Here is a 23,211-nt window from a genome sequence, read left to right on the forward strand (position 1 = left end):
TGAATTTCGCAAAAAATAATGACTAGATCTTTTCAAAAGTGACATCTCTTAAGCAAAATATAAAATAAATTTGACAAAAAACAGAACGAATTTCAATTCCATCGAAAATACTTTGAAGAATATTTGTCAATAAAAAATAATTTGTCTATCGTTGAATTTAAAAGATACATAAACAATTTAATTGTAAAAAATCCAAATATATAATAAAACTATGGTTATAAAAAGAGTTCTCACAAAAAAATCATTAGGCGTACTTATGCATCCTTCATCTATACCTGGAGGAAGAGTATGTGGAACTTTTGGTAAGGGGGCTAAAGAGTGGATAAAAAAGCTACATAACCACGGGATTGAATACTGGCAATTTTTACCTATTACGCCTACTGACTCTACAGGGTCTCCATATAGTTCACCATCAAGTTTTGCTCTGAATCCTTGGTTTCTTGATATAGATTATTTAATCGATAAAGGTTTTATCTTCATTTCTAACAAAGAAGAATTAGGTCCCACATATCAGGATAAGAATCATTTTGATTTTGATGTTGCTGATGATTTAACAAAAAAACTAGGTCTCCTCCTCCTACAAGGTTGGGGTTCCCAGTCTGAAGAGAGAAAAATCGATTTTCATAAGTGGATATTTAAGAATTCTTGGGTTGAAGATTATGCAACATTTGTTGTTATAAGAGAGGAGTTTAATATGCTGCCTTGGTGGCAATGGCCTCAAGAATTTAAAATAAAAAATAATAATTTTATAAATTCATGGATTAAGAAAAAAAGTGAAGAGATACTTATTAAAAAATTAATACAGTGGCATTTAGATGTGCAATGGAGAGATATTAAAAACTTTGCAAAATCAAAAAATATTAAGCTCATAGGAGATTTGCCCTTTTATGTTTCTAGGGATAGTGCAGACGTATGGAGTAATAAATCACTATTTTCAATTTTTAAAAATGGAGATTTAATCTTTCAAAGTGGTGTGCCTCCTGATTATTTCTCATCGACAGGACAATTATGGGGGACCCCAACTTACTTTTGGACAAAACATAAGAGGACTAATTTCGATTGGTGGAGAAAAAGATTTAAAAGGCAATTTGAACTTGTAGATCTATTGAGATTGGATCATTTCAGGGGTTTAGCTGCTTACTGGAGAGTTAATGGCAAGTCCGAATCAGCAATTAATGGGAAATGGATAAATTCCCCGGGCAAAACACTATTAAATAAACTAAAAAAAGATTTAGGGGATGACTATCTACCAATTATCGCGGAGGATCTGGGAGTAATAACACCTGACGTAGAGAATTTGAGGAAAAATTTCGCACTGCCTGGCATGAAAATATTACAATTTGCTTTTGATGGCAATGAAGATAACCCGTATTTACCTAAGAATATTAAAGGAGAAAATTGGGTTGTTTATACAGGTACTCATGACAACTCTACTTCCCTTTCATGGTGGCAATGTTTAGAGAATGAATCCAAAACAAGAATAAAAAATGAGTATAAATTTTCAGATAATCCTTCTTGGAGTTTAATGGAAATTGGCATGGAAACAAACGCTAATCTATTTATCGCACCAATACAAGATATATTATCTTTAGATGACTCTAGTAGATTAAACAGACCCGGTACTACTAAAAACAACTGGAAATGGAAGTTAAATCGCCCTTTAGAAGAAATTGAAGACAATATTAAGAATTTTAGTGAGCTAGGAAATAATTTTGGTAGGACTAAAAAATAGCTATTTATTGAAGATTATTTTTCAATGATTTTATTTTCAATATTTTGAATCTCTATAACATTTACATTTAAAACAAAATATCTCTTTATTACAAATATAGTTAGAACTAATATAAAAAAATACAAAAGACTTCCCTGCCAAGTATTTATAAGATCAAATTTGCTGATAATAAAATTATTTTTTTCTTTCTTAAAAGTTTCTTTTTCTCTAATAGATAATTTTACTAACGTATTTTTTTTTAATATTAAGCATTCCTCTAACTTAATTAATATGGATCGTATAAAGGGATCCTTTGGTCTTATATTTTTATCATTATTTTCAATAGAATTTAATGTTAGTTCAGGAATTTTTGAAATAATTGACAATTCTTGTAATGTAAGTTTTTGTTGGATTCTTGCTTCTTTGACTAACTTCGCAAGATCTCCATAATGATCAACAACTCCATAATTCAAGTCTTTATTATTTTTATTTTTTTTATTAAATAAAAAAAGATTTTTCAAAATATTAATAGTACTTAAATTTAATTTTAATCAATTAAAAATCATTAGTTAATAACTAGATATAAATATAAAACTAAACTGTAGATATAATATTTTGAACTGCACTTTTTGCAATATTCAAAGGGCTAAATGTATCTCTAATTAAAGCCAAGAGTTTTTTTGCATCATTAAATTCTAGTTTATCATCTTTGATAAGGCTTAAAAGAAGACTTTTCCGAACTTCGGATCCTTTATTACTGACAATTAACTTTAATCCGGCATTTGCAACCGGTATGATGTCTGAATTAATATTTTCAGAATCTTTAAATAATATATTTAATAAACTTTCTACCTTTTCTATTTGAATTCGACCTTTTTTATCAAACACAACTTCCAAAAGAATTTCTAAAATCTCCTCAGAATTATCGGTAAGTAATTTTTTGGCTATATAAGGATATGCGATCTTTAAAATTTTAAATTCAGGATCTAGTCTTAGTGCTAAACCCTCTTGACTAACAACTGCTCTTATTATTAATGCAAACCTACTAGGCACTCTAAATGGATATGAATACATTAGTTTTGAGAATTTATCAGTTACATTTTTAAGATTAAAGTTTCCGACTTCAGCGCCAAAAGATCCGCCTAGAATTTCTTTTAATGGTTCAACAAGTTTTTGAAGATCTTGTTCTTTAGTTAAAAAACCTAATTTCTGAAAATCTTTTGCGAGAAGATAATATTCATCATTTATTATGTGAACAATAGCCTTAATGAGAGTGAGTCTATCTGAATTTGTAATAGTATCCATCATTCCAAAATCTACATAAGCTAAATTTCCATAATCTGCATTTCCACCTTTAAGTGCAAACATATTCCCAGGGTGTGGGTCAGCATGAAAATATCCATATTCAAATAATTGCTGAAGACCACTTATTACACAAGTTTTTATAAAAGAGGAAGGTACTAAGTTATTTTCCTCCAATAAAGCCCTATCTCTTAACTTGACTCCATCAATCCAAGAGGTTGTAATAATTCTCTTTGATGAAAACTGTTTTTCCAATTTAGGGATAAAAACATTTGGGTTATCTTTGAATAAATTTGCAAACTTTAAAGCATTTTCACCCTCTTTTTCATAGTCAATTTCATCAAAAAGTGCCTTGCCGAATTCATCTATTATTTCTCCAATTCCAACACCAATATTTAATGGTAGGAATGGTGACAAAAAAGTGGCTAAGAACCTTAATATCACAACATCTCTTCTTATAAGAAAGTACAGATTTGGCCTTTGTACTTTTACAGCTACATAAGTATTATTTTTTGTTTTTGTTTTGTAAACCTGACCTAAGCTTGCTGATGCAATAGGACTCTCAGGGAACTCATCAAATAATTCATTAGGTGGCGCTCCTAGTTCCTCTTCAATAATTTTTAAAGCAATTTTATGATCAAATGCTGGAAGATTATCCTGTAAGTTGGTAAGTTCTGTCAGCCAATCTTGTCTAACAAGATCCGGTCTAGTTGAAAGTGCCTGACCCAATTTTATAAAACAAGGTCCTAAATCTGTTATTACATCAAAAAGATATTTTGAGAGATTTTTTTGTACATTTTTATTTTTACTGTTACCTTGAAAAAGTATTCTTAAAAAAAGAAAAATAAAAGTTAAAAGGATATATAAAACTCTTGGGATAAAGATCCATGGTCTCAAAACCAACCAAATTAAGTCACCTTTTGCTGAGTATTGTGAATAAGACCTTGTCATTAAAGTTAAAAAATATCGAAGTAGGATTCTTAATTAGTCCATTCTATATATGTCAATAATACTTTATGAGCATTTCTTCTTTTCTAACTAAAAAGTTTTTAAAGTCACTTTTCTTTCCCGCTCATAACAGAGGAGCAGCTTTACCAAAGAAATTAGTGAAATTATTAAAAAAACAACCTGGGTATTGGGACTTACCGGAACTACCAGAGATAGGGTCACCATTATCCCAAAGCGGATTAATTGCCAAAACTCAAAGAGAATTCTCTCAGAAATTTGGTGCGAAAGGATGTTTTTTTGGAGTTAATGGAGCCTCTGGATTAATACAATCAGCTGTAATTGCGATGGCAAATCCTGGCGAAACTATCCTGATGCCTAGAAATGTCCATATAAGTGTTATAAAAATCTGTGCGATGCAGAACATACAACCAATATTCTTTGACTTAGATTTTTCATCAGAAAACGGTCATTACCAACCAATCACAAAAAACTGGTTGGAAAATGTATTTAAAAAAATAAATTTTAATGAGAAGAAAATTGTAGGTGTAATTCTTGTAAGTCCCTCTTATCAGGGGTACGCGGGAGATTTGGAGCCTTTAATAAATCTTTGTCATCAAAAAAAGTTACCTGTTTTGGTTGATGAAGCCCATGGTTCTTATTTCCTGTTTTGTGAAAACCTTAACCTACCAAAATCTGCTTTAATATCAAACGCTGATTTAGTCGTTCACTCATTGCATAAGTCGCTAAATGGTTTAACTCAAACTGCTGCACTCTGGTACAAAGGGAATCTAGTAAATGAGCAAAATTTAATCAAGAGTATTAATTTGTTGCAAACTACTAGTCCAAGTTCCTTATTACTTTCTTCTTGTGAAGAGTCTATTAAAGACTGGCTTAATAAAAAAAATTTATCAAAATATCAAAAAAGAATTTTAGAGGCAAAAAGTATCTACAAAAAATTAATCCAAAAGAATATTCCTCTCATAGAAACCCAAGACCCCTTAAAAATAGTATTGAATACCTCTAAGGTTGGAATTGATGGTTTCACTGCTGATAAATTTTTTTATAAAAATGGTCTTATTGCTGAATTACCAGAAATGATGACCCTAACTTTTTGCTTAGGGTTTGCGAATCAAAAAGATTTTCTTAATTTATTTCTAAAGTTGTGGAATAAATTACTATTAAATTCAAAAAAAATAGACACTTTTAAAGTACTCCAATCACCCTTTAATTTAGTTGAAGCCCCCGAAATTGAAATTGGAATTGCTTGGAGAAGTGAGACTCGGAGTATTCCTTTTTCTCAATCATTAAATAAAATATCCGGAGATATTATTTGCCCTTATCCTCCTGGAATACCTCTACTAATTCCTGGAGAAAAAATTGATATCGATAGATTTAATTGGATAAACAATCAAAGTTTATGCAACAAAGATCTGTTAAATTTTAATATAAGAGTAATAAAAACATAGAGATTTGATATGAGAGTGAGAAGCGGATTACTTATAGGAATATTTGGTTTAATTGTTGTTTTGTTAGGAGGATGGTTTTTTACATTAGCAACAGCCTTGCTTACTTATCTAGCATTATTAGAATTTTTTAGGATGGCTGAATTTAAAGGAATAAAACCAGCTACTAAAACCACATTATTTTCATCTTTAGTTATTATAATTTCTACTTATCTTGAGACCATAGGTTTGATTGAAGGAGAAATATCAAATTCAATTTTGCCTATCTGTTCAGTTGTAATATGCACTTGGTTACTTTTGCAACCAAAGCCTGGAACAATTTCCGATATTGCAGCTTCTGTTTTTGGTTTATTCTATTTAGGTTTTTTACCTAGTTACTGGATTAAGTTAAGAGGATTAGAGTCAGTGATAATAAGTTCAAATCAAGGTTTTATTTCGTTTGAAAACTTATCTAATACTTCAGGTCTTCATTTAACTTTAACCTCTTGTTTTTTAATTGTCGCTAGTGATATTGGTTCATATTTCGTTGGTAAGTCATTTGGTAAAAAAGCTCTTTCTCCAATATCTCCGAGCAAAACAATAGAAGGTTTAATTGGAGGAATATCCTCTTCAATTTTATTAGCGATATTTTTCGCATTTTTACTTAATTGGGAAAATCCATTATTAGTTGGAATTTTATATGGAATTTTAATTTCTCTTATGGCATTAGTTGGAGATTTAATTGAATCAATGATGAAGAGAGATGCAAAAATAAAAGATTCGGGAACTTTTTTACCAGGACATGGAGGTATTCTTGATAGAATTGATAGCTACATTTTTACTCCATCTGTTTTGTATTACATTTTTATAATTCTCAAGTTTCTAAATTAATTATGAAATTTTTTATTCCAAAAAATAATCTTGAATAATTTTACTAGATAATGATGGTAAATCTACATGAGGTAGATGACCACAATTTTGCAACCCTATAAAATTTAATTTATCAATTTTTTTTATATTTTTTATCTCTTTTTTTCCAAGAATGCGATCATTTTCTCCACACACTGCTTTGATTGGGATATTTTGAATATATTTCTGTGTTCCAGCGAACCCTCCACTTTTTGCAAATGATGCAAGTGAATTCCTCCATCCTTTACAACCTAAATGAATTGAAGCAATTTGCTCTTCCATTTCACCAACACATTCATCTGGGAAAGCAAATGCTTGCCTACAAAGACTTTTTCTGACCTGCTGCAATCCTAGAAATGAGGCCCCTATTTGGTTAAGAGGGAAAGGTATACTCTTAGGTTCTCCAAACAATCCGGCGGGTGATAAAAGGATAATTTTATCAATAGAATGATTAATTTCAAAAGAAAGTTTTAAAGCTGTTGAGCCTCCCATAGAGGCACCAATAATTTTTAGATTCTTTTTTATTTGTAAGGTCTTAAGGAGATCAATTAAATATGAAATTATTTTAGAGGGATTGTATTCATTTGTTGCGCACCTAGGACTAAAACCAAACCCTAATAGATCAGGGATTATAACTTGGAAATTCCTTTTTAATGATTGATATATTCTCCTAAACTCTAAAAAACTACTATCAAAGCCATGGAGGAGAAGTATAGGTTGACCTTTTCCTCCAATAACCACAGGGAATTTCAAATAGTTCCAGTTCTGATTGAGTTGGATCCACTTAACATCGTTTGCCAAATAAAGACCTAAAGGGTCTAATAGCGAATTTTTGGCACTCTCAAAAAAATCAACATTTAAATCACTAAGTTGTTCGGAATGGGATTTAGTCAAAGAAATGATTATATTTTAATTTTTTGTTGTTCAAAATTTGCAATAACCTCTTCTATGTCCTGTTTATTAATTTCAAAAGGCAAAAAGTGGATCTCAGATTTATCTCGACAAGTAAAATCAGCAATTTTCTCTAAATTATTATCTTCAAAAACATTTATTCCAAGTTGTGCAATAGTAGTGGGCAAATTCAATTGTTTCATAAGTGACAACAATTGTTTAGTTGATTGATCAGCTAATTTATTATTATTTTTCATTTCTTCTAGTCTTAATTGCAATAACAATCCAACCCCAACGATCTCACCATGTAAGAATTTGTTTGGGGTAATTATCTGAGTAATTGCATTATGAATAGCATGTGCAGCAGCAGTCCTACACTTTTCTCCCCCAATACCACCTACTAATCCTGCTGTAAGTCCACAAGCCTCTACAGTATTTCGCCAAGAAGGATTATTTTCAAATTGACCCTTAAATGCTTTTTCTCCATCTATTAATAGTTGATCTCTTAAAACTCTTGAAATCTGAATCGCTTGTTGAACAAGACCATCATCTATTGTTGAACTTGTTACTGAGGATTCATACCATTTTGCTAAAGCATCTGCGATACCACTTGCGAGTGTTCTCGAAGGAGCTGTTTGAATGAATTTATGATCATATACTAAGACTTTTGGACAAGATCTTAATGCAATATCCTTTATAAACTGGCCATTTTTTGTATAAATATTTGATAAAGCCGTCCAACCTGCACATGTAGAGGCGCTAAGAGGCACTGTAATACAAGGAATATCAAGGCATTCTGCTATATATTTCCCAGAATCAAGAACTTTACCCCCTCCAGCTGCGATAACAGAGTCATGATTATTCTTTAAGATGATATTCTTAACTCTTGATATATCTTCATAACAACAATCAAATTCTAAATCAGCAGAATTAACATTAGTGTTTTGATTCTTTAAATCTTTAAAAATTTTATTTCTAAGATCATTCGTATAAATGGTTCTTCCTAAAATTAATGGACTTTTAGTTAATTTAGTAATTTGAGGTAAAGCTTTTTCCCAAGCATCATTCCCCCTAAATATAGTTTCTGGAGAGATTGACTGCATTTTTTTGTTAATTACTAGAAGTTAGCACCTGCTAACTCTTGTTGAGATTCTTCAGAAGAAATATTGATTGTAACCTTTTTATTCTCATCAATATCAACTAAAGCCTTATCACCATCTTTTATTCTCCCGGAAAGTACTTCTTCAGCCAAACTATCCTCTAATAAGCGCATTACAGCTCTTCTTAAGGGTCTTGCTCCATAAGAAGGATTATAGCCTTCTTCAACAAGTCTTTCTTTGAAAGCATCTGTTACGCTTAATTTAATGCCCTTATCTTGTAATCTTGCAAAAACTTCTTGAAGCATTATTTCAGCAATTTCTTTAACCTCTTTCTTAGATAGTTGCCTGAATACAATTATTTCATCAAGTCTATTTAAAAATTCAGGTCTGAAGTATTGCTTTAGTTCTTCATTAACTAAAGATTTAATTCTATTGTATTGGCTATCTTCAACAGAATCACCCGAAAACTCAAATCCCAAACCACCACCACCTTTCTCAATTACTTTTGAACCAATATTAGAAGTCATTATTAGCAAAGTATTTTTAAAATCTACAGTTCTACCCTTGGAATCTGTTAATCTGCCGTCTTCAAGAAGTTGCAATAATAAATTGAATACATCTGGATGAGCTTTTTCTACTTCATCAAATAAAACAACGGTATAAGGTCTTCTTCTAACCGCCTCAGTAAGTTGACCACCTTCATTAAAACCAACATATCCCGGAGGAGAACCTATTAATTTACTAACTGTATGTCTTTCCATAAATTCTGACATATCTAATCTGATCATTGCTTCTTCACTACCAAAGAAATATGAAGCTAATGATTTAGTCAATTCAGTCTTGCCTACACCAGTAGGACCTGAAAAGATAAAACTTGCTATAGGCCTATTGGGATTTTTTAAGCCAACTCTTGCTCTTCTAATAGCTCTAGAAACAGCTTTTACAGCTTCATCTTGTCCAATTAGCCTTTGATGAAGTGTTTCTTCCATATTGAGTAGCTTTACTGATTCAGTTTCAGTTAATTTTTGAACAGGTACACCGGTCCAAGATGCGACAATATGTGCTACGTCTTCTTCAGAAACCATAGGGTTTTGTAAAAGTTTTGAATCATTTTTTACTGAATTTGTATCAATATTAGATTCATCCTCAACTTTAGATTCTTTATTATTTTCAAGTACCTCTTTAATTTTCGCAGACAATTCAATCTCTTTTTCTCTCAGTTGGCCAGCTTGATCAAAGTTTTGGTCCCTTACAGATTCTTCCTTTTGTTTTTGAATTTGTCTTAGTTCTTTATCTATTTGTTTGGCTTCAGGTGGAAGTTTAGAGTTTATTAAACGAACTCTGCTTCCTGCCTCATCGATAAGGTCAATAGCCTTATCGGGCAAAAATCTATCAGATATATATCTATCACCAAGGTGAGCTGCAGCCTCTAAAGCGTCATCAGTAATTTTAAGGCGATGATGTTGTTCATAACGTTCTCTAAGACCTTTTAAGATTTCGATTGTATCTTCAATAGATGGTTCCCCAACCATAACGGGTTGGAATCTTCTCTCTAGAGCAGCATCTCTTTCAATATGTTTTCTATATTCATCTAGTGTTGTTGCTCCAATACATTGGAGTTCTCCTCGAGCTAATGCTGGCTTCAGAATATTTGCCGCGTCTATAGCTCCTTCAGCAGCTCCAGCACCTATTAAAGTATGAACTTCATCTATGACAAGAATTACATTACCTGCAGATTTAATTTCTTCCATTATCTTTTTCAATCTTTCTTCAAATTCTCCTCTATATTTTGTTCCAGCGACCAAGAGTCCTATATCAAGAGTTAAAACTCTTTTATCTTCAAGTATGTCGGGAATATCTCCTAGCTGTATTCTTTGAGCTAAACCCTCTGCAATAGCTGTTTTACCTACGCCAGGTTCTCCAATAAGTACTGGATTATTTTTAGTCCTTCTACCTAATATTTGAACTACTCGATCTATTTCTGCATAACGGCCAACTACTGGATCAAGTTTAGATTCACTAGCTAACTTTGTTAAATTCGTGCCAAATTCATCAAGAGTAGCAGTTTTTAAATTACCCTTACTTGAATTTGCTCCACTACCGACTTCAGCTGTTTCACCTAACATCCTTATGACTTGAGTTCTAACTTTGGAGAGGTCAATACTAAGATTTTCTAGAACCCTTGCAGCCACACCCTCTCCTTCTCTTATTAAACCTAGTAAAAGATGTTCAGTTCCTATATAGTTGTGTCCCAATTGACGAGCTTCTTCGAGTGATAATTCTAAAACTCTTTTCGCCCTAGGGGTAAAAGGTATTTCAACAGCTACAAAACCTGAACCTCTACCAATTATCTTTTCTACTTCTATTCTTGAGTCTTTTAAATTAACACCAAGTGATTTAAGAACTTTAGCTGCAACACCTGTACCCTCTCCAATTAAACCTAATAGAATTTGTTCTGTTCCAACGAAATTATGACCAAGTCTTCTAGCTTCCTCTTGGGCAAGCATAATGACCTTTATAGCCTTTTCTGTAAATCTTTCAAACATCAGAAATTTATTTCTACTAATAACCTACCAGTTATATGTAAGTTTTGTGTTCAGAATGAGCTTTTGTGAATACCTAAAAGTATATTTTATTGAATTAAATTTAACTTTTTTAATGATATAGCAATAAATTATAGTAATTTCAAGCATTCTGGTTATCCGAACAATTAAATTCTTAAATTATTTAGTTGTTAATTTTTTTTCTTTTAAGAGAGCATCTGAACCGTCTTTATAATAATTTCTTCTTATTCCCACCGTAGAAAAATCAAAGCGACTATAAAATTTCTCAGCTATATCATTCTTGTGTGAGACTTCTAAAAATAATTTATTTATATTTAATTGTTCACATTTTTTTATTAAATAACTCATAAGGTAAGATCCAAAACCTTTTTTCCTATATTTCTGATTTACTACAAAAAAATTTATTTGAGCTTCATCAAGAACAACATGAAAAACGCATATTCCAATTAATACATTTGAAAATAATAATCCAAAGATTATTACACCCCCTTTTTTAAATTCGTAAGCCCATTGCTTTTTGCTCCACAACGAGATCGTATTTGAATCTAATTCATAACATAAATCAATATCTTTATCATTTAATTGTTTAATGGATATCATCTTATTATAAATAAATACTCAAAACATTTGAAATTAAAGTCATTATAAAATATGACAATTTTACAATAACTCTATTTATAATTTTCCCATGGAAGAAAAAAAATCCTTTTTAAAACAAAAGATTGACCTCAAAAGTCCAAATAAAAATATTGTTCCTATTACTACATCTATTGGAAGTGATGGGAAGTTATCAATTGGTGGATGTTCTATTGAAGAATTAGTTAAAAAATATGATTCTCCTCTTTATATTTTGGATGAAATCACTTTAAGAAACTCTTGTAGAGCTTACAAAAAAGCATTAGAAACATATTACCCAGGAAAATCTCTGCCCATATATGCCTCCAAGGCAAATAGTTCTATCTTCATGAGTAACCTTGTTTCCTCAGAAGGGTTAGGACTTGATGCGGTTTCAGAAGGAGAACTATTAACTGCAATTAAAGGTGGTGTCCCAAATGAAAAAATTGTTTTTCATGGTAACAATAAATCAGACAAAGAAATACAGTTCGCAGTTAAAAATAACATTAAAGTAATAGTAGATAATAATTATGACTTAGAAAGATTAGAGGTACTATCAAATTCATTAAATCGAGATTTAGAAATAATGATTCGCTTTACTCCTGGTATAGAATGCCATACTCATGAATATATAAGAACAGGATCATTTGATAGCAAATTTGGTTTCGGAATTGAATATTTAAATATTTTATTTGCCAAAATTAAAAATACAAAACATCTTAAATTAAAAGGATTGCATGCTCACATTGGTTCTCAAATTTTTGAACTAGAGCCGCATAAGGATCTGGGAGAAATAATGGTAAATGTTATTTTGGACGCCAAAAAGTTTGGCCATGATATTGAAAAATTAAATGTAGGTGGAGGTTTAGGCATTAAATATACAGAAAATGACGATCCCCCTTCAATTGATGAATGGGTGAAAACAATTTCCACCTCAGTTGTTAAAGCTTGCAAAAAACACAATTTAGATTTTCCTACATTGATGTGTGAGCCTGGAAGATCTATTGTATCTACTGCAGGAATAACAATTTACAAAATTGGGGCTTTTAAAGAAATCCCAGGAATAAGAACATATTTATCTGTTGATGGAGGGATGAGCGATAATCCAAGACCCATTACATATCAATCAAATTATTCTGCATGCTTGGTAAATAATCCCTTTAACAATAATTCCAAAAATAAATACACTATCGCTGGCAAGCACTGCGAATCAGGAGATGTATTGTTTAAGGAGATAGAACTAGCAGATTGCGAAACAGGAGATCTAATATGTGTTTTTGGTACTGGTGCATACAATTATTCAATGAGTTCTAACTACAACAGAATTCCGAGGCCAGCTGCTCTCTTGGTTTGTGATGGTGAAGCGGAGATTATTCAAAAAAGAGAAAGTCCATTGGATCTTTTAAAGTATGATGTCTTACCTGATCGCTTTATCAAACAAAATTAGGTACATTTAAATTAATTTTGTTTTTAATGTGAATTTCTGGGAGATTATAAATTTAAAGCTTTTATTAGATTTCTTATTCGCTGTTGGTTTTGGACTTTTATTATTTTCAAGAGTAAAAGAACAGAGAACATTATGGCTTTTAAGAGGATATTTATTTTTAGTTTCATCCGCATGGTTTATTCAAAGATATGCATACCTTCCATTAACATCAAAATTAATTGATGCTGCGGTACTAGCTTGCTCTCTTTCCTTAGCTATCCTTTGGCAGGGAGAACTAAGAAGATTAATGGAATTATTAGGTACTGGGAGGCTAGCTGTATTACTTGGAAATCCACCAAAGGAATTTAGAGCAACTTCAACTACTATTACTCAGTTAGTTGATACGGCAGGTAAACTCTCTCAGAATAGAAGAGGTGCCTTAATTGTTGTGGATTTGGGGAGTGATTTAAGGCCTGAAGATTTTTTATATTCAGGTACAAATATTGAAGCACAATTATCAACTGACCTTTTAATAAATCTTTTTGCAACAGATACACCATTACATGATGGAGCAGTTCTTGTGAAAGGTAACAAAATAATATCTGCTGGTGTAATACTGCCTCTCTCGAGGCAAGGAATCAGTAGATACGGCACAAGACATTTAGCTGCATTAGGCATTACAGAAAGATTTGACAGGTGTATTTGTATTGTTGTTTCTGAAGAGACAGGTACGTTATCATTAGCAAACCAAGGAAAACTTGAAAGGCCAATAACCAGCAGCAGGTTACAAGAACTTCTTGTGAATTTGATTGGTAATCAAAACTCTATTGGAGCAAGTAAATCATCTTTAAATAAGACTGCTTCATCCCAAAAAACCAAATCAAGTGATAATATTATCACTGATATTAATGAAAAAGAGACCAATAAATCAGAAAGCTTCACTAACTACAAGGATTAACTAATGATTTTTGGAAAAATAATTGACAAGAAAAATAATGAATTATCAAAAAAAATAGATAATAAAAAAGTGCCAGAACATGTTGCAATAATTATGGACGGGAATGGGAGATGGGCTACTAAAAAAGGATTACCTCGATCATTTGGGCATAACAAGGGTGTTAGTGTATTAAAAGAGGTTCTTAAAGTATCAAAAAATTTAGGTTGTAAAGTACTTACTGTTTATGCTTTTTCAACTGAAAATTGGACAAGACCAACAAAAGAGGTTGATTATCTCATAAATCTCTTTAACCAAGTTTTGAGAAACGAAATTCAAGAAATCCATCAAGAATTAATTAAAATAAAATTTATCGGGGATTTAACCCCTTTCCCAGAGGCTTTAAAAAAAATAATATATAGTTCAGAATCTCTAACTAAAAACAATAATTCTTTTTTATTAAATATTTGTATAAACTACGGAGGTAGGCAAGAAATAGTAAAAGTTGCAAAAGAATTAGCATTACAATCTTCTTCTGGAGAAATAAAACCAAGTGAAGTTAATGAAGAATTATTTAATTCAAAGCTATTAACTCAAGGAATTAAAGATCCAGAATTACTCATAAGAACTAGTGGAGAAAAAAGGATAAGTAATTTTCTTTTATGGCAATTAGCTTATTCAGAAATTTACATCTCAGAAGTACTCTGGCCAGACTTCAATGAATTCGAATTCCTTAAAGCAATAATTGATTATCAATCAAGGAATAGACGTTTCGGCGGTATAGAATCATTACACAATGAATCTTTTGAAGATTCTCAGTGTTCTTCCTAACAAAAAATGACTAATCAGTTATATACCAAAATTAGGTTCGATTGGGATAGAGAGGAGATATTAGAAATACTTAATATGCCTCTTATTGATTTAATGTGGGAATCACAAATTGTTCACAGGAAATTCAACAAATACAAAGTTCAATTAGCATCATTGTTCAGCGTAAAAACTGGAGGATGTGAGGAAAATTGTTCTTATTGTAGCCAATCAATTTATAGTTCTAGCGAAATCAAAAGTCACCCACAATTTCAAGTTGAACAGGTTCTAGCAAGTGCCCAAATAGCAAAGAAAGAGGGTGCAGAAAGGTTTTGTATGGGTTGGGCTTGGAGAGAAATTAGAGACGGGAAATCCTTTAATGCAATGTTAAAGATGGTAAGTGGGGTTAGAGATCTAGGAATGGAAGCATGCGTTACTGCTGGAATGCTCACTGATGAACAAGCATCAAGACTTGCTGAGGCAGGTTTAACAGCCTATAATCATAATCTTGATACTAGTCCAGAGTATTATAAAAATATTATTACGACTAGAACTTATCAAGACAGATTAGATACTATCAAGAGAGTAAGAAATGCAGGAATAAATGTATGTTGCGGAGGAATAATAGGCTTGGGGGAAACTAATGGTGATAGAGCATCTCTTTTGGAAGTCCTGTCAAACATGAATCCACACCCTGAAAGTGTTCCTATAAATTCATTAGTAGCTATTGAAGGTACTGGTTTAGAAGATAATCAAGAGATTGATTCGATTGAGATGATAAGAATGATAGCCACGGCAAGAATTCTTATGCCTAAAAGCAAAATAAGATTAAGTGCTGGGCGAGAGAAACTATCAAAAGAAGCCCAAATTTTATGTTTTCAATGCGGGGCAAATTCAATTTTTTATGGAGATGAGTTACTTACGACGTCAAATCCATCTTTTCAATCAGACAGAAAACTTCTAAAAGAGGTTGGCGTTCTATTCAATAAAGATTTTGAAACTTATAAAAAAACATTATCTTCTCGATGAAAGGCAAAAATTATAAAATAGTTTCTCTTTATTCTTTCTTCCCATTTCAAGAAAACTTAATTCTTGATCTCAAAAATAAATTATTAGAAATTGAAAAGGAAAAAGATCTTTCAGGTTTATTAATTTTTGCAAGTGAGGGTATTAATGGAACTATTTGTGCTGAGATAAATGTAATAGATATTGTTATGAATTTACTTAACAAATATATAGATAATAAAAAGTTGAATACAAAAGTAAACTTTTCAAAAAAGAAGGTCTTCAAAAAATTAAAAATAAAAATCAAGAAAGAAATAGTTACCATGGGTGTCCATGAGATAAATCCTTCACAAGATAATGGGACTTATATTGACTCATTTAATTGGAATAAATTAATTGAGAATCAAAATACAATAATTATTGATACCAGAAATTACTATGAGGTTTCTATAGGGACATTTCAGAACTCAATAAACCCAAATACGAGAAATTTTAGCGAATTTCCAAAGTGGGTAGATGATCATTTAGATAGTCATTTAGAAAATAAAGAATCTACAAATATAGCAATGTTTTGTACGGGAGGTATCAGATGTGAAAAAGCTACAAGTTTACTGAGAAAGAAAGGTTATAAAAATATTTATCACCTACAAGGTGGTATCCTTCAATACCTTGATGATATACCAGAAGAAAAAAACTTATTTGAAGGTGAATGTTATGTTTTTGATAAAAGAGTTGCTTTAAATCACGAATTAGAGAAAGGCTCCTACTTGATTTGTCATGCATGTGGAATGCCAGTTTCAATTCAAGATCAAAAAAGGAAAGAATATAGAAAGGGTATTCAATGTCATTACTGCATAAATCAATTCAGTGATGAAGATAGAAAAAGGTTTGAAGAAAGGCAAAAACAGATCGACAGATTAAAAGGGGCCAGTCCAATAATTGACAAAAATTAATTTTACAAAAATATGAAAGTTGAAGAATTAGAAAAATTAGCAAGTTCCATAGGACTATTAATTAAAATTCAAGTTAGAGAAACACTTGGGTTATGTTTTTTTAGAATCGTTGTTGCAGAACAGAAGGATAACATTATAAAGATTTGGGCCGAAATGAAAGGTTGGACTTATTTGAATAAACAGGGTATACAGCTGGATACATTAAGAATCCTTAGTAAATCCCCCTCCTTTGTTTCAGAGTTAATATGGGCAACAACTATGGCTTGGGCAATTGAAAAAAAATCAAGCGACAAAGCGAGACTTTTAGCTATTTTTGACAGTGAAGGGTATAGTAAAAAACTTGTAAGATATTTCAAGTTAATAGGATTTAAAATTGTTAAAGAAGTTGGTTCTAGCCCAGTAGATCTTTTATTAAGATTGGTCTGGGGAGGTGCAGGTACACTTATGACTGGGAAATGTAATTCAATATTGAAAAAACTTGAAAAGAAACTTTATTTAATTGAAGAAAGTTAACCAGCATGATAACTACTTCTAACTAGGGGACCAGAAGATACTTTCTTAAATCCTATTGCCTTAGAGAATCGATATAAATATTGAAATTCTGATGGTTCCCAATATTTCTTAACTGCCAAATGATTTAATGAGGGCCTTAAATATTGGCCAATAGTAATTTGATCACAATCTATTTTTTTAAGATCATAAATTGTGTTTTTTATTTCATCCAATGTTTCGCCCAGACCTAACATAATGCCTGATTTAGTTTGAATATGAGGAGCAAAATCTTTTGACTTTTTTAGTAAACTTAGGGATTTTTTGTAATTTGCACCTTTCCTAACTTCTTTTTGTAGTCTTTCCACAGTTTCAAGATTGTGATTAAAACAAATTGGATCTTTTTCTAAAATCATCTTCAACCTTTCTGTCTGAAGGTTATTCGTTTCATCAAAATTTTTGCCCCCACCCCATAAATCAGGAGTTAAAACCTCTATTTTTATTGTTGAATCAATTTTCCTAATCTCATCAATTGTGGATATAAATAAATTTGCACCATGATCAGGAAGATCGTCTCTAGCTACAGATGTCAACACAACATATTTCAAATTTAGTACTTTTACTGCTTCGGCGACTTGAATACATTCATCTATATTGATAGAACTAGGTCTACCTTTATTTACCTGACAAAAAGCACAAGAACGAGAACATATCGATCCACCAAGTAAGAAAGTAGCTGTTCCTGAGGCATAACATTCTGCTCTATTTGGACATCTTGCTTCTTCACAAATAGTGTGAATATTTGATTTTTTGATTAGTGTTTGTATTTTTTCGAACTCTGAAGCTTTACTAATAGGAAATTTTATCCAGGAAGGAAGTCTTAAGATTTTTTCTTGCTTGATTAGATTATATTCTCTCATTGTCTAATTTAGTTTAGTTCTTCCTTCTAAGGCCCTTGAAAGAGTAACTTCATCCACATATTCAAGCTCACTGCCCATTGGGAGGCCGTATGCAATCCTAGTAACTTTAGTAAAAGGGGCTAACAATTTTCCAATATAAAGACTTGTTGTATCTCCCTCAACACTGGGTGTTAATGCCAATATGATCTCATCAATTTCAGACTTACTAACTCTTTCTACTAAGCTTCTTATTTCTAAGAGTTCAGGACCAACAGAATCCATTGGGGAAATTAAACCGCCAATTACATGGTAAACACCTTTAAATTCTCTAGCACGCTCTAAAGCAAGCAAATCTTTGGTTTCTGCTACTACACAAATTAGTTTTTGGTCTCTTTCAGTATTTCTACAAATTTCACATTCATCATCTGAAGTCAAATTGAAGCATTTTTTACAACGACCAACATTAATATGAGCTTCTAACAGAGCCTTTGAAAAATCTCTTATTGTACTTTCAGGTTGTTTTAAAATAAACAGGGCCAATCGTTGAGCTGTTCTTGGACCAATCCCTGGGAATTTCTCAAAATGACCAATTAATTTTGAAAGCGGTTTGGTATATGTAATCAAAATTAAACTATTTCTAGGGATAATTTAGACGCAAAATTCTGAATTGGCATAATTGTTTGCTTTTAATGTCTTATTATGTTTTTAGTTCGTAATTACAAACAAAATGAAAAATATTAAATTTAACCCTTTTAAATATTTATTTTTGATTTTTTTATGTTTAACACTTAGTGCTTGTAGTGGAGGTCTCAATGCAGGATTAGAAGCTTATCAAAGCCCGGACGGAAGATATGCCTTTTTATATCCAACAGGGTGGTCTAGAGTAAAAGTCGATGGAGGGCCTGAAATTATTTATCATGATTTAATCAATAGTAATGAGACATTAAGTTTAGTAATTTCTGATGTAAATAAAGAAGTTCAATTAGAGCAATTGGGAAGCCCAAGTGAAGTAGGTCAAACATTAATAGAAAAAGTCATTGCCCCCGAAGGCTCAGGTAGAGAGGTGAAACTGATAAATTCTAAAAAGAGGGAAGCGTCGAATCATATTTTCTATGATTTAGAGTATTCATTAAATCTAAATGAACAGGTCAGACATGAACTTGCTACTGTCGTAATTGATCGAGGAACACTTTATACTTTTGCTGTAGGGACAAATGAAGAAAGATGGAATAAAGTTGATGGAATGTTTAGTAATGTAATTGAATCATTTAACTTTCTAATATAGTTTTAGAATTTTTATACTAAATACCTACTTGAACATTCCATAAATCTGCATATGTTTTATTCTGATCTAATAGGTTTTCATGTTTCCCACTTTCAACTATTTTACCCTTATCAATAACAATAATATTATCCGCATTTTTTATAGTGCTTAATCTATGAGCTATTACTATAGTGGTTCTTTCTTTTGTGATTTTAGATAATGATTTTTGAATTAAAGCCTCTGTTTCATTATCAACCGAGGCTGTAGCTTCATCTAATATTAATATTGGAGCATCCTTTAAAACAGCTCTAGCCAAGGCAATTCTTTGGCGTTGGCCTCCTGAGAGCCTTTGCCCCCTTTCTCCTACTATAGTTTTATAACCGTCTGGTAATTGTTCAATAAATTTATGAGCTTCAGCAATCTTTGACGCTTTAATGATGTCTTTAAAACTTGGGTTAATTGAGCCATATGCAATATTTTCTTGTACGCTACCATGAAATAAATAAGTTTCTTGACTTACTAAAGATATGCACTTTCTTAAATTCCTCAAATTTATTTCTTTAATAGAAATGCCATCCAAGGTTATTGAGCCATTATTACTATCATAAATCCTAAGGAGTAGTTTTATTATTGTACTTTTCCCGGAACCTGTTAAACCAACAATTCCTAATGTTGAGTTTTTTTCAATTTTGAAATTTATATTTTTTAAAGTTAAATCTCGTCCAGGATAATTAAAATTTACATTATTAAAAATAATTTCTCCTTTAATATCTTTAGGTTCAATTTTTATTTTTCCATCTTTTATTTTTATAGGAGTATCTATAAGATCAATTACTCTATCTATTGATGCCATAGATCTCTGAAAATCATCTAAAACATGTCCCAAAGTAGTTAGAGGCCATAATAGTCTTTGTGTAATAAATACTAAGAAACTATAAGTACCTACATTAAGTGTCTTATTCCATGTTTGGAAACCTCCAATTAATAGAATTGCTATAAAGGCAAATAATATTGCAAATCTTATAAGGGGGATAAAAGCTGAAGATAATTTTATTGCAGCCTTATTACTTCTTTGATAAGCGAGACTTTCTTTATTTAATCTATTTAGTTCCCATTTTTCTTTAGTAAAACTTTTAATGGTCAGAATTCCACTTAAATTATTATTAAGTCTTGATGCCAACAGTCCAGCTTTATTTCTTACATCTCTATATTTTGGAGCAAGCTTTCTTTGAAATTTAATTGATCCTAAAAATATGATTGGGATAGGAAAGAAAGCAAATAAAGCAATTTTTGGAGCAACAAAAATCATAGTGCCCCCAATTATTAACACCGTTATAAATAATTGAATAATCTGATTAGCCCCTTGGTCTAGAAATCTCTCGAGTTGATTTATATCATCATTCAAAATAGATAATAGTCTTCCAGTATTATCATTTTCAAAAAAATCCATATCTAATTCCTGTATATGCTCATAAGCTTTTATTCTTAGTTTATGTTGCGATAGCTGAGCCAAATTTCTCCATAAAACCGAATATAAATATTCAAAGTAAGATTCACCAGACCAAACTATTCCTGATGCAAATGCAAGAAAAATCAATTGTGCTGGAACTTCTTTTATCCCAAAACCAGAAATCCATGAATTCTGTTCCTTTACAACGATATCCACTGCAAGACCAATTATTACAGGGGGGGCTAAATCTAATATCTTATTAATTATGGAACTAAAAAAAGCAAAAAATAATAATCTTCTCTCTTCAATAAGATTCAAATAAAGTCTAATTATTGGAATTTGATTGTTCTTAGACCTCATAAGATCGCAATTAAATTTTTCTATTATTATTTAAACTTTCTTTAGTTTCTAATTTACATTTTGTTTTTGCATCTTGATGACTTGCATTTTGCGTAAATTCTTCGTAATAACATTCACAAGTTTCATTTGCAATTTCTTCACTATATACCATTTCTGCTTTCAACATCTCCTCTTTGACACTCTGAAGACAAAATAATTTTATGATTGAATTTTGTTTTGCTTGGGCTAAATAATAATTATTAAAAGAGTTTATTAAAATAATTAAATTAACCAAAATAAAGAATTTATATTTGCTGGCTTTCATTATCTATTATTAGTTTCTTACTTTAATTCTTTTTAATTTATTTTTAGTTTCTCTATGCAGATCTCTAGGTAAGTCAACCAAACTATAATCATTAAAAATCTGGATCTTACCTATGGATCTACCATTTATATTAGTTGAATTACAGATTGAGGATATAATATTTGCAACTCTAACACCATCAAATTTACCAAAGTTAAATTTATAGGTTTCAAAAGAATCATTTTGATAATTATTTCTTCTATTTGAATTTCTCATACGATTATTACCATTTCTATTTGATCTATTTCGATCAGTATTATTTTGATTATGAATCCAAGAATCATCTTCATTAACAAAAAATGCTTTATTCCCTATTACTAAATTAATCGCCGCCATTGCAATATTTGAGTCATCCATGTAGTGTTTTTCTTTTAAATTATCTAGTACATCAATAATCAAAGCTTTATTTTCTTCATTCTCTTCATTAGATAAAGAACTCTCATTAACATTCTCTATAAGTTTCTCCATCCTTTTTTCATTTATTATTTTATTGCTTGGTATATTAATTTCTTCAATCTTAGTTCTTGTTGAGTTTTCTAAGTTTCTTAGAAAATGTTTTTCTCTTTGATTAACAAATAAAATTGCCTCTCCAGATCTCCCGGCCCTTCCAGTTCTTCCAATTCTATGAGTATATGTTTCCTTATCAAAAGGAAAATCGTAATTTACAACCAGTTTTATCCTCTCAACATCTAATCCTCTAGCTGCGACATCAGTTGCAACAAGAATATCAATAAAACCTTTTTTTAATCTATCTACAGTATTTTCTCTTTGATTTTGAGGAATATCTCCATTAAGCACTGCTACAGTATGACCTGAATTCTCTAAAGCTTCAGCTATTGAAGTAGTAAGTAGTTTTGTTCTTACAAAAATTATTACTCCCTCATTATTAAGTTCTAATATTCTTTTTAAGGCATCTAATTTATGATGCCTTTGAACATATAGAAATTTTTGGGAAATTAATTGGGTTTCTTTTTTGACACTTTTGATTAATATTTCTGCAGGATCATTTAGATATTTTTTTGCTATATTTCTAATCTCATTAGGCATTGTTGCTGAAAACAATACCATCTGTTTGTTTTTCGGAAGTTGATCTATTATCCATTCAATATCTTCAAGGAAACCCATATTTAACATTTCATCGGCCTCATCTAAAACAAGACAATTTATGCCGTTAATTTTAAAGGTTCCCTGCCTTATATGATCCATTATTCGGCCAGGGGTTCCAACTACTACGTCAACTTTTCTTTTTAATGCTGCAATTTGATTTCGATAGTCAGTGCCTCCATATATTGCAACTGTCTTAAAATTACTAGATTCAGCACTATAACTTTTAAAAGATTCTGCCACTTGAGTTGCCAACTCTCTAGTAGGGGTCATAACTAAAACCTTGGCATTTAATTCTTTATTATCTGCTAGTTTTTCTATTAATGGTAAAGCGAAAGCTGCGGTCTTACCTGTTCCAGTTTGAGCTTGGCCTAATAAATCTCTGCCTAACATTAGTTCAGGAATTGCAGCTTTTTGAATAGGAGTTGGATTTTTATATCCTTTATTTCTTAATGAATTTAAGATCGACTGATTAAACCCAAAATCGAGAAATCCATTCTCATTATCATTTCCTTTTGATACTTCCAATGGTTTAGATTTAATTTCTGTTTTGTTTTCTAAATTCTTTATATCAAGAAGGGAAGTAGTATCATTCTGAGATTTTTCCTGCCCATTATCAAATGAGTTGCCATCTTTTTTTAAAGCCATTTTAAATGCCCAATGATCTTCTGATTAGGCATTCAACAAATATCTAA

The 23,211-nt window shown here is 31.2% G+C and carries 21 protein-coding genes; 10 read left to right on the top strand and 11 right to left on the bottom strand.

Annotated features, from left to right (window positions below; all coding sequences use genetic code 11):
- Positions 1 to 211 precede the first annotated feature (211 nt).
- Positions 212 to 1,732, top strand: a complete 1,521-nt coding sequence (gene malQ, locus HA143_RS05905) for a 4-alpha-glucanotransferase (protein WP_209084211.1) — start codon at positions 212 to 214, stop codon at positions 1,730 to 1,732.
- Between the two features lie 14 nt (positions 1,733 to 1,746).
- Here malQ and HA143_RS05910 read toward each other — a convergent pair whose 3' ends face one another.
- The gene (locus HA143_RS05910; protein WP_209084508.1) at positions 1,747 to 2,241 is read right to left on the bottom strand and encodes a helix-turn-helix domain-containing protein; all 495 of its coding nucleotides are present in this window, start codon (positions 2,239 to 2,241) and stop codon (positions 1,747 to 1,749) included.
- 64 nt (positions 2,242 to 2,305) lie between these two features.
- A complete protein-coding gene (locus HA143_RS05915) occupies positions 2,306 to 3,964 on the bottom strand; it encodes an ABC1 kinase family protein (protein ID WP_209084213.1) in 1,659 nt (552 codons plus the stop codon).
- Between the two features lie 65 nt (positions 3,965 to 4,029).
- Here HA143_RS05915 and HA143_RS05920 point away from each other — a divergent pair, with 65 nt between their 5' ends.
- Positions 4,030 to 5,427 (top strand): aminotransferase class I/II-fold pyridoxal phosphate-dependent enzyme, encoded by a 1,398-nt coding sequence (locus tag HA143_RS05920; RefSeq protein WP_209084222.1) that lies wholly within the window; start codon positions 4,030 to 4,032, stop codon positions 5,425 to 5,427.
- Between the two features lie 9 nt (positions 5,428 to 5,436).
- The gene (locus HA143_RS05925) at positions 5,437 to 6,294 is read left to right on the top strand and encodes a phosphatidate cytidylyltransferase (RefSeq protein WP_209084224.1); all 858 of its coding nucleotides are present in this window, start codon (positions 5,437 to 5,439) and stop codon (positions 6,292 to 6,294) included.
- 12 nt (positions 6,295 to 6,306) lie between these two features.
- On the opposite strand, the gene HA143_RS05930 is transcribed toward HA143_RS05925, so the two are convergent.
- The 4 genes from HA143_RS05930 to HA143_RS05945 all read right to left on the bottom strand — a co-directional run bounded on the left by HA143_RS05930 (position 6,307) and on the right by HA143_RS05945 (position 11,467).
- The gene (locus tag HA143_RS05930) at positions 6,307 to 7,206 is read right to left on the bottom strand and encodes an alpha/beta fold hydrolase (RefSeq protein WP_209084226.1); all 900 of its coding nucleotides are present in this window, start codon (positions 7,204 to 7,206) and stop codon (positions 6,307 to 6,309) included.
- A gap of 8 nt (positions 7,207 to 7,214) precedes the next feature.
- Positions 7,215 to 8,306 (bottom strand): iron-containing alcohol dehydrogenase, encoded by a 1,092-nt coding sequence (locus HA143_RS05935; protein ID WP_209084247.1) that lies wholly within the window; start codon positions 8,304 to 8,306, stop codon positions 7,215 to 7,217.
- 14 nt (positions 8,307 to 8,320) lie between these two features.
- Positions 8,321 to 10,849, bottom strand: coding sequence for an ATP-dependent Clp protease ATP-binding subunit (locus tag HA143_RS05940; protein WP_209084250.1), 2,529 nt, complete (start codon positions 10,847 to 10,849; stop codon positions 8,321 to 8,323).
- A gap of 177 nt (positions 10,850 to 11,026) precedes the next feature.
- Positions 11,027 to 11,467, bottom strand: coding sequence for a GNAT family N-acetyltransferase (locus HA143_RS05945; RefSeq protein WP_209084252.1), 441 nt, complete (start codon positions 11,465 to 11,467; stop codon positions 11,027 to 11,029).
- Between the two features lie 88 nt (positions 11,468 to 11,555).
- On the opposite strand from HA143_RS05945, the gene lysA reads away from it, so the two are divergent.
- From lysA to HA143_RS05975, 6 genes are read left to right on the top strand one after another with little or no spacing between them, the layout of a single operon-like run.
- A complete protein-coding gene (lysA, locus tag HA143_RS05950) occupies positions 11,556 to 12,929 on the top strand; it encodes a diaminopimelate decarboxylase (RefSeq protein WP_209084254.1) in 1,374 nt (457 codons plus the stop codon).
- A 28-nt stretch (positions 12,930 to 12,957) separates the two neighbouring features.
- Entirely contained in the window at positions 12,958 to 13,866 is a 909-nt protein-coding gene (gene cdaA, locus HA143_RS05955; RefSeq protein ID WP_209084256.1) for a diadenylate cyclase CdaA, read from the top strand.
- Between the two features lie 3 nt (positions 13,867 to 13,869).
- Positions 13,870 to 14,673: an isoprenyl transferase gene (locus tag HA143_RS05960; RefSeq protein WP_209084258.1), complete on the top strand. Its 804-nt coding sequence runs from the start codon at positions 13,870 to 13,872 to the stop codon at positions 14,671 to 14,673.
- 6 nt (positions 14,674 to 14,679) lie between these two features.
- The gene (bioB, locus tag HA143_RS05965; protein WP_209084260.1) at positions 14,680 to 15,678 is read left to right on the top strand and encodes a biotin synthase BioB; all 999 of its coding nucleotides are present in this window, start codon (positions 14,680 to 14,682) and stop codon (positions 15,676 to 15,678) included.
- On the top strand, positions 15,675 to 16,607 hold the full coding sequence (locus tag HA143_RS05970) for a rhodanese-related sulfurtransferase (protein WP_209084262.1): 933 nt from the start codon (positions 15,675 to 15,677) through the stop codon (positions 16,605 to 16,607). The genes bioB and HA143_RS05970 overlap by 4 nt, the downstream gene beginning before the upstream one ends.
- Positions 16,608 to 16,619: 12 nt before the next feature.
- Positions 16,620 to 17,120, top strand: coding sequence for a hypothetical protein (locus HA143_RS05975; RefSeq protein WP_209084269.1), 501 nt, complete (start codon positions 16,620 to 16,622; stop codon positions 17,118 to 17,120).
- On the opposite strand, the gene lipA is transcribed toward HA143_RS05975, so the two are convergent.
- A complete protein-coding gene (gene lipA, locus HA143_RS05980) occupies positions 17,117 to 18,016 on the bottom strand; it encodes a lipoyl synthase (RefSeq protein ID WP_209084271.1) in 900 nt (299 codons plus the stop codon). The two genes, HA143_RS05975 and lipA, sit on opposite strands and share 4 nt — an antisense overlap.
- Before the next feature lie 3 nt (positions 18,017 to 18,019).
- Positions 18,020 to 18,619: a recombination mediator RecR gene (recR, locus tag HA143_RS05985; protein ID WP_209084279.1), complete on the bottom strand. Its 600-nt coding sequence runs from the start codon at positions 18,617 to 18,619 to the stop codon at positions 18,020 to 18,022.
- A gap of 103 nt (positions 18,620 to 18,722) precedes the next feature.
- Here recR and psbP point away from each other — a divergent pair, with 103 nt between their 5' ends.
- Positions 18,723 to 19,280: a photosystem II reaction center PsbP gene (psbP, locus tag HA143_RS05990; protein WP_209084287.1), complete on the top strand. Its 558-nt coding sequence runs from the start codon at positions 18,723 to 18,725 to the stop codon at positions 19,278 to 19,280.
- 16 nt (positions 19,281 to 19,296) lie between these two features.
- On the opposite strand, the gene HA143_RS05995 is transcribed toward psbP, so the two are convergent.
- The 3 genes from HA143_RS05995 to HA143_RS06005 are packed head-to-tail and all read right to left on the bottom strand — an operon-like array spanning position 19,297 to position 23,164.
- Positions 19,297 to 21,069, bottom strand: a complete 1,773-nt coding sequence (locus HA143_RS05995) for an ABC transporter ATP-binding protein (protein WP_209084289.1) — start codon at positions 21,067 to 21,069, stop codon at positions 19,297 to 19,299.
- A 10-nt stretch (positions 21,070 to 21,079) separates the two neighbouring features.
- Positions 21,080 to 21,373 carry a hypothetical protein gene (locus HA143_RS06000; RefSeq protein ID WP_209084290.1) on the bottom strand — a complete coding sequence of 98 codons (294 nt, stop codon included), beginning with the start codon at positions 21,371 to 21,373 and terminating at the stop codon, positions 21,080 to 21,082.
- Between the two features lie 9 nt (positions 21,374 to 21,382).
- On the bottom strand, positions 21,383 to 23,164 hold the full coding sequence (locus HA143_RS06005) for a DEAD/DEAH box helicase (protein ID WP_209084292.1): 1,782 nt from the start codon (positions 23,162 to 23,164) through the stop codon (positions 21,383 to 21,385).
- Positions 23,165 to 23,211: the final 47 nt, after the last annotated feature.

Origin of the sequence: Prochlorococcus marinus CUG1415 (assembly GCF_017696015.1) — a bacterium.
GTDB classification, from domain to species: domain Bacteria; phylum Cyanobacteriota; class Cyanobacteriia; order PCC-6307; family Cyanobiaceae; genus Prochlorococcus_A; species Prochlorococcus_A marinus_AE.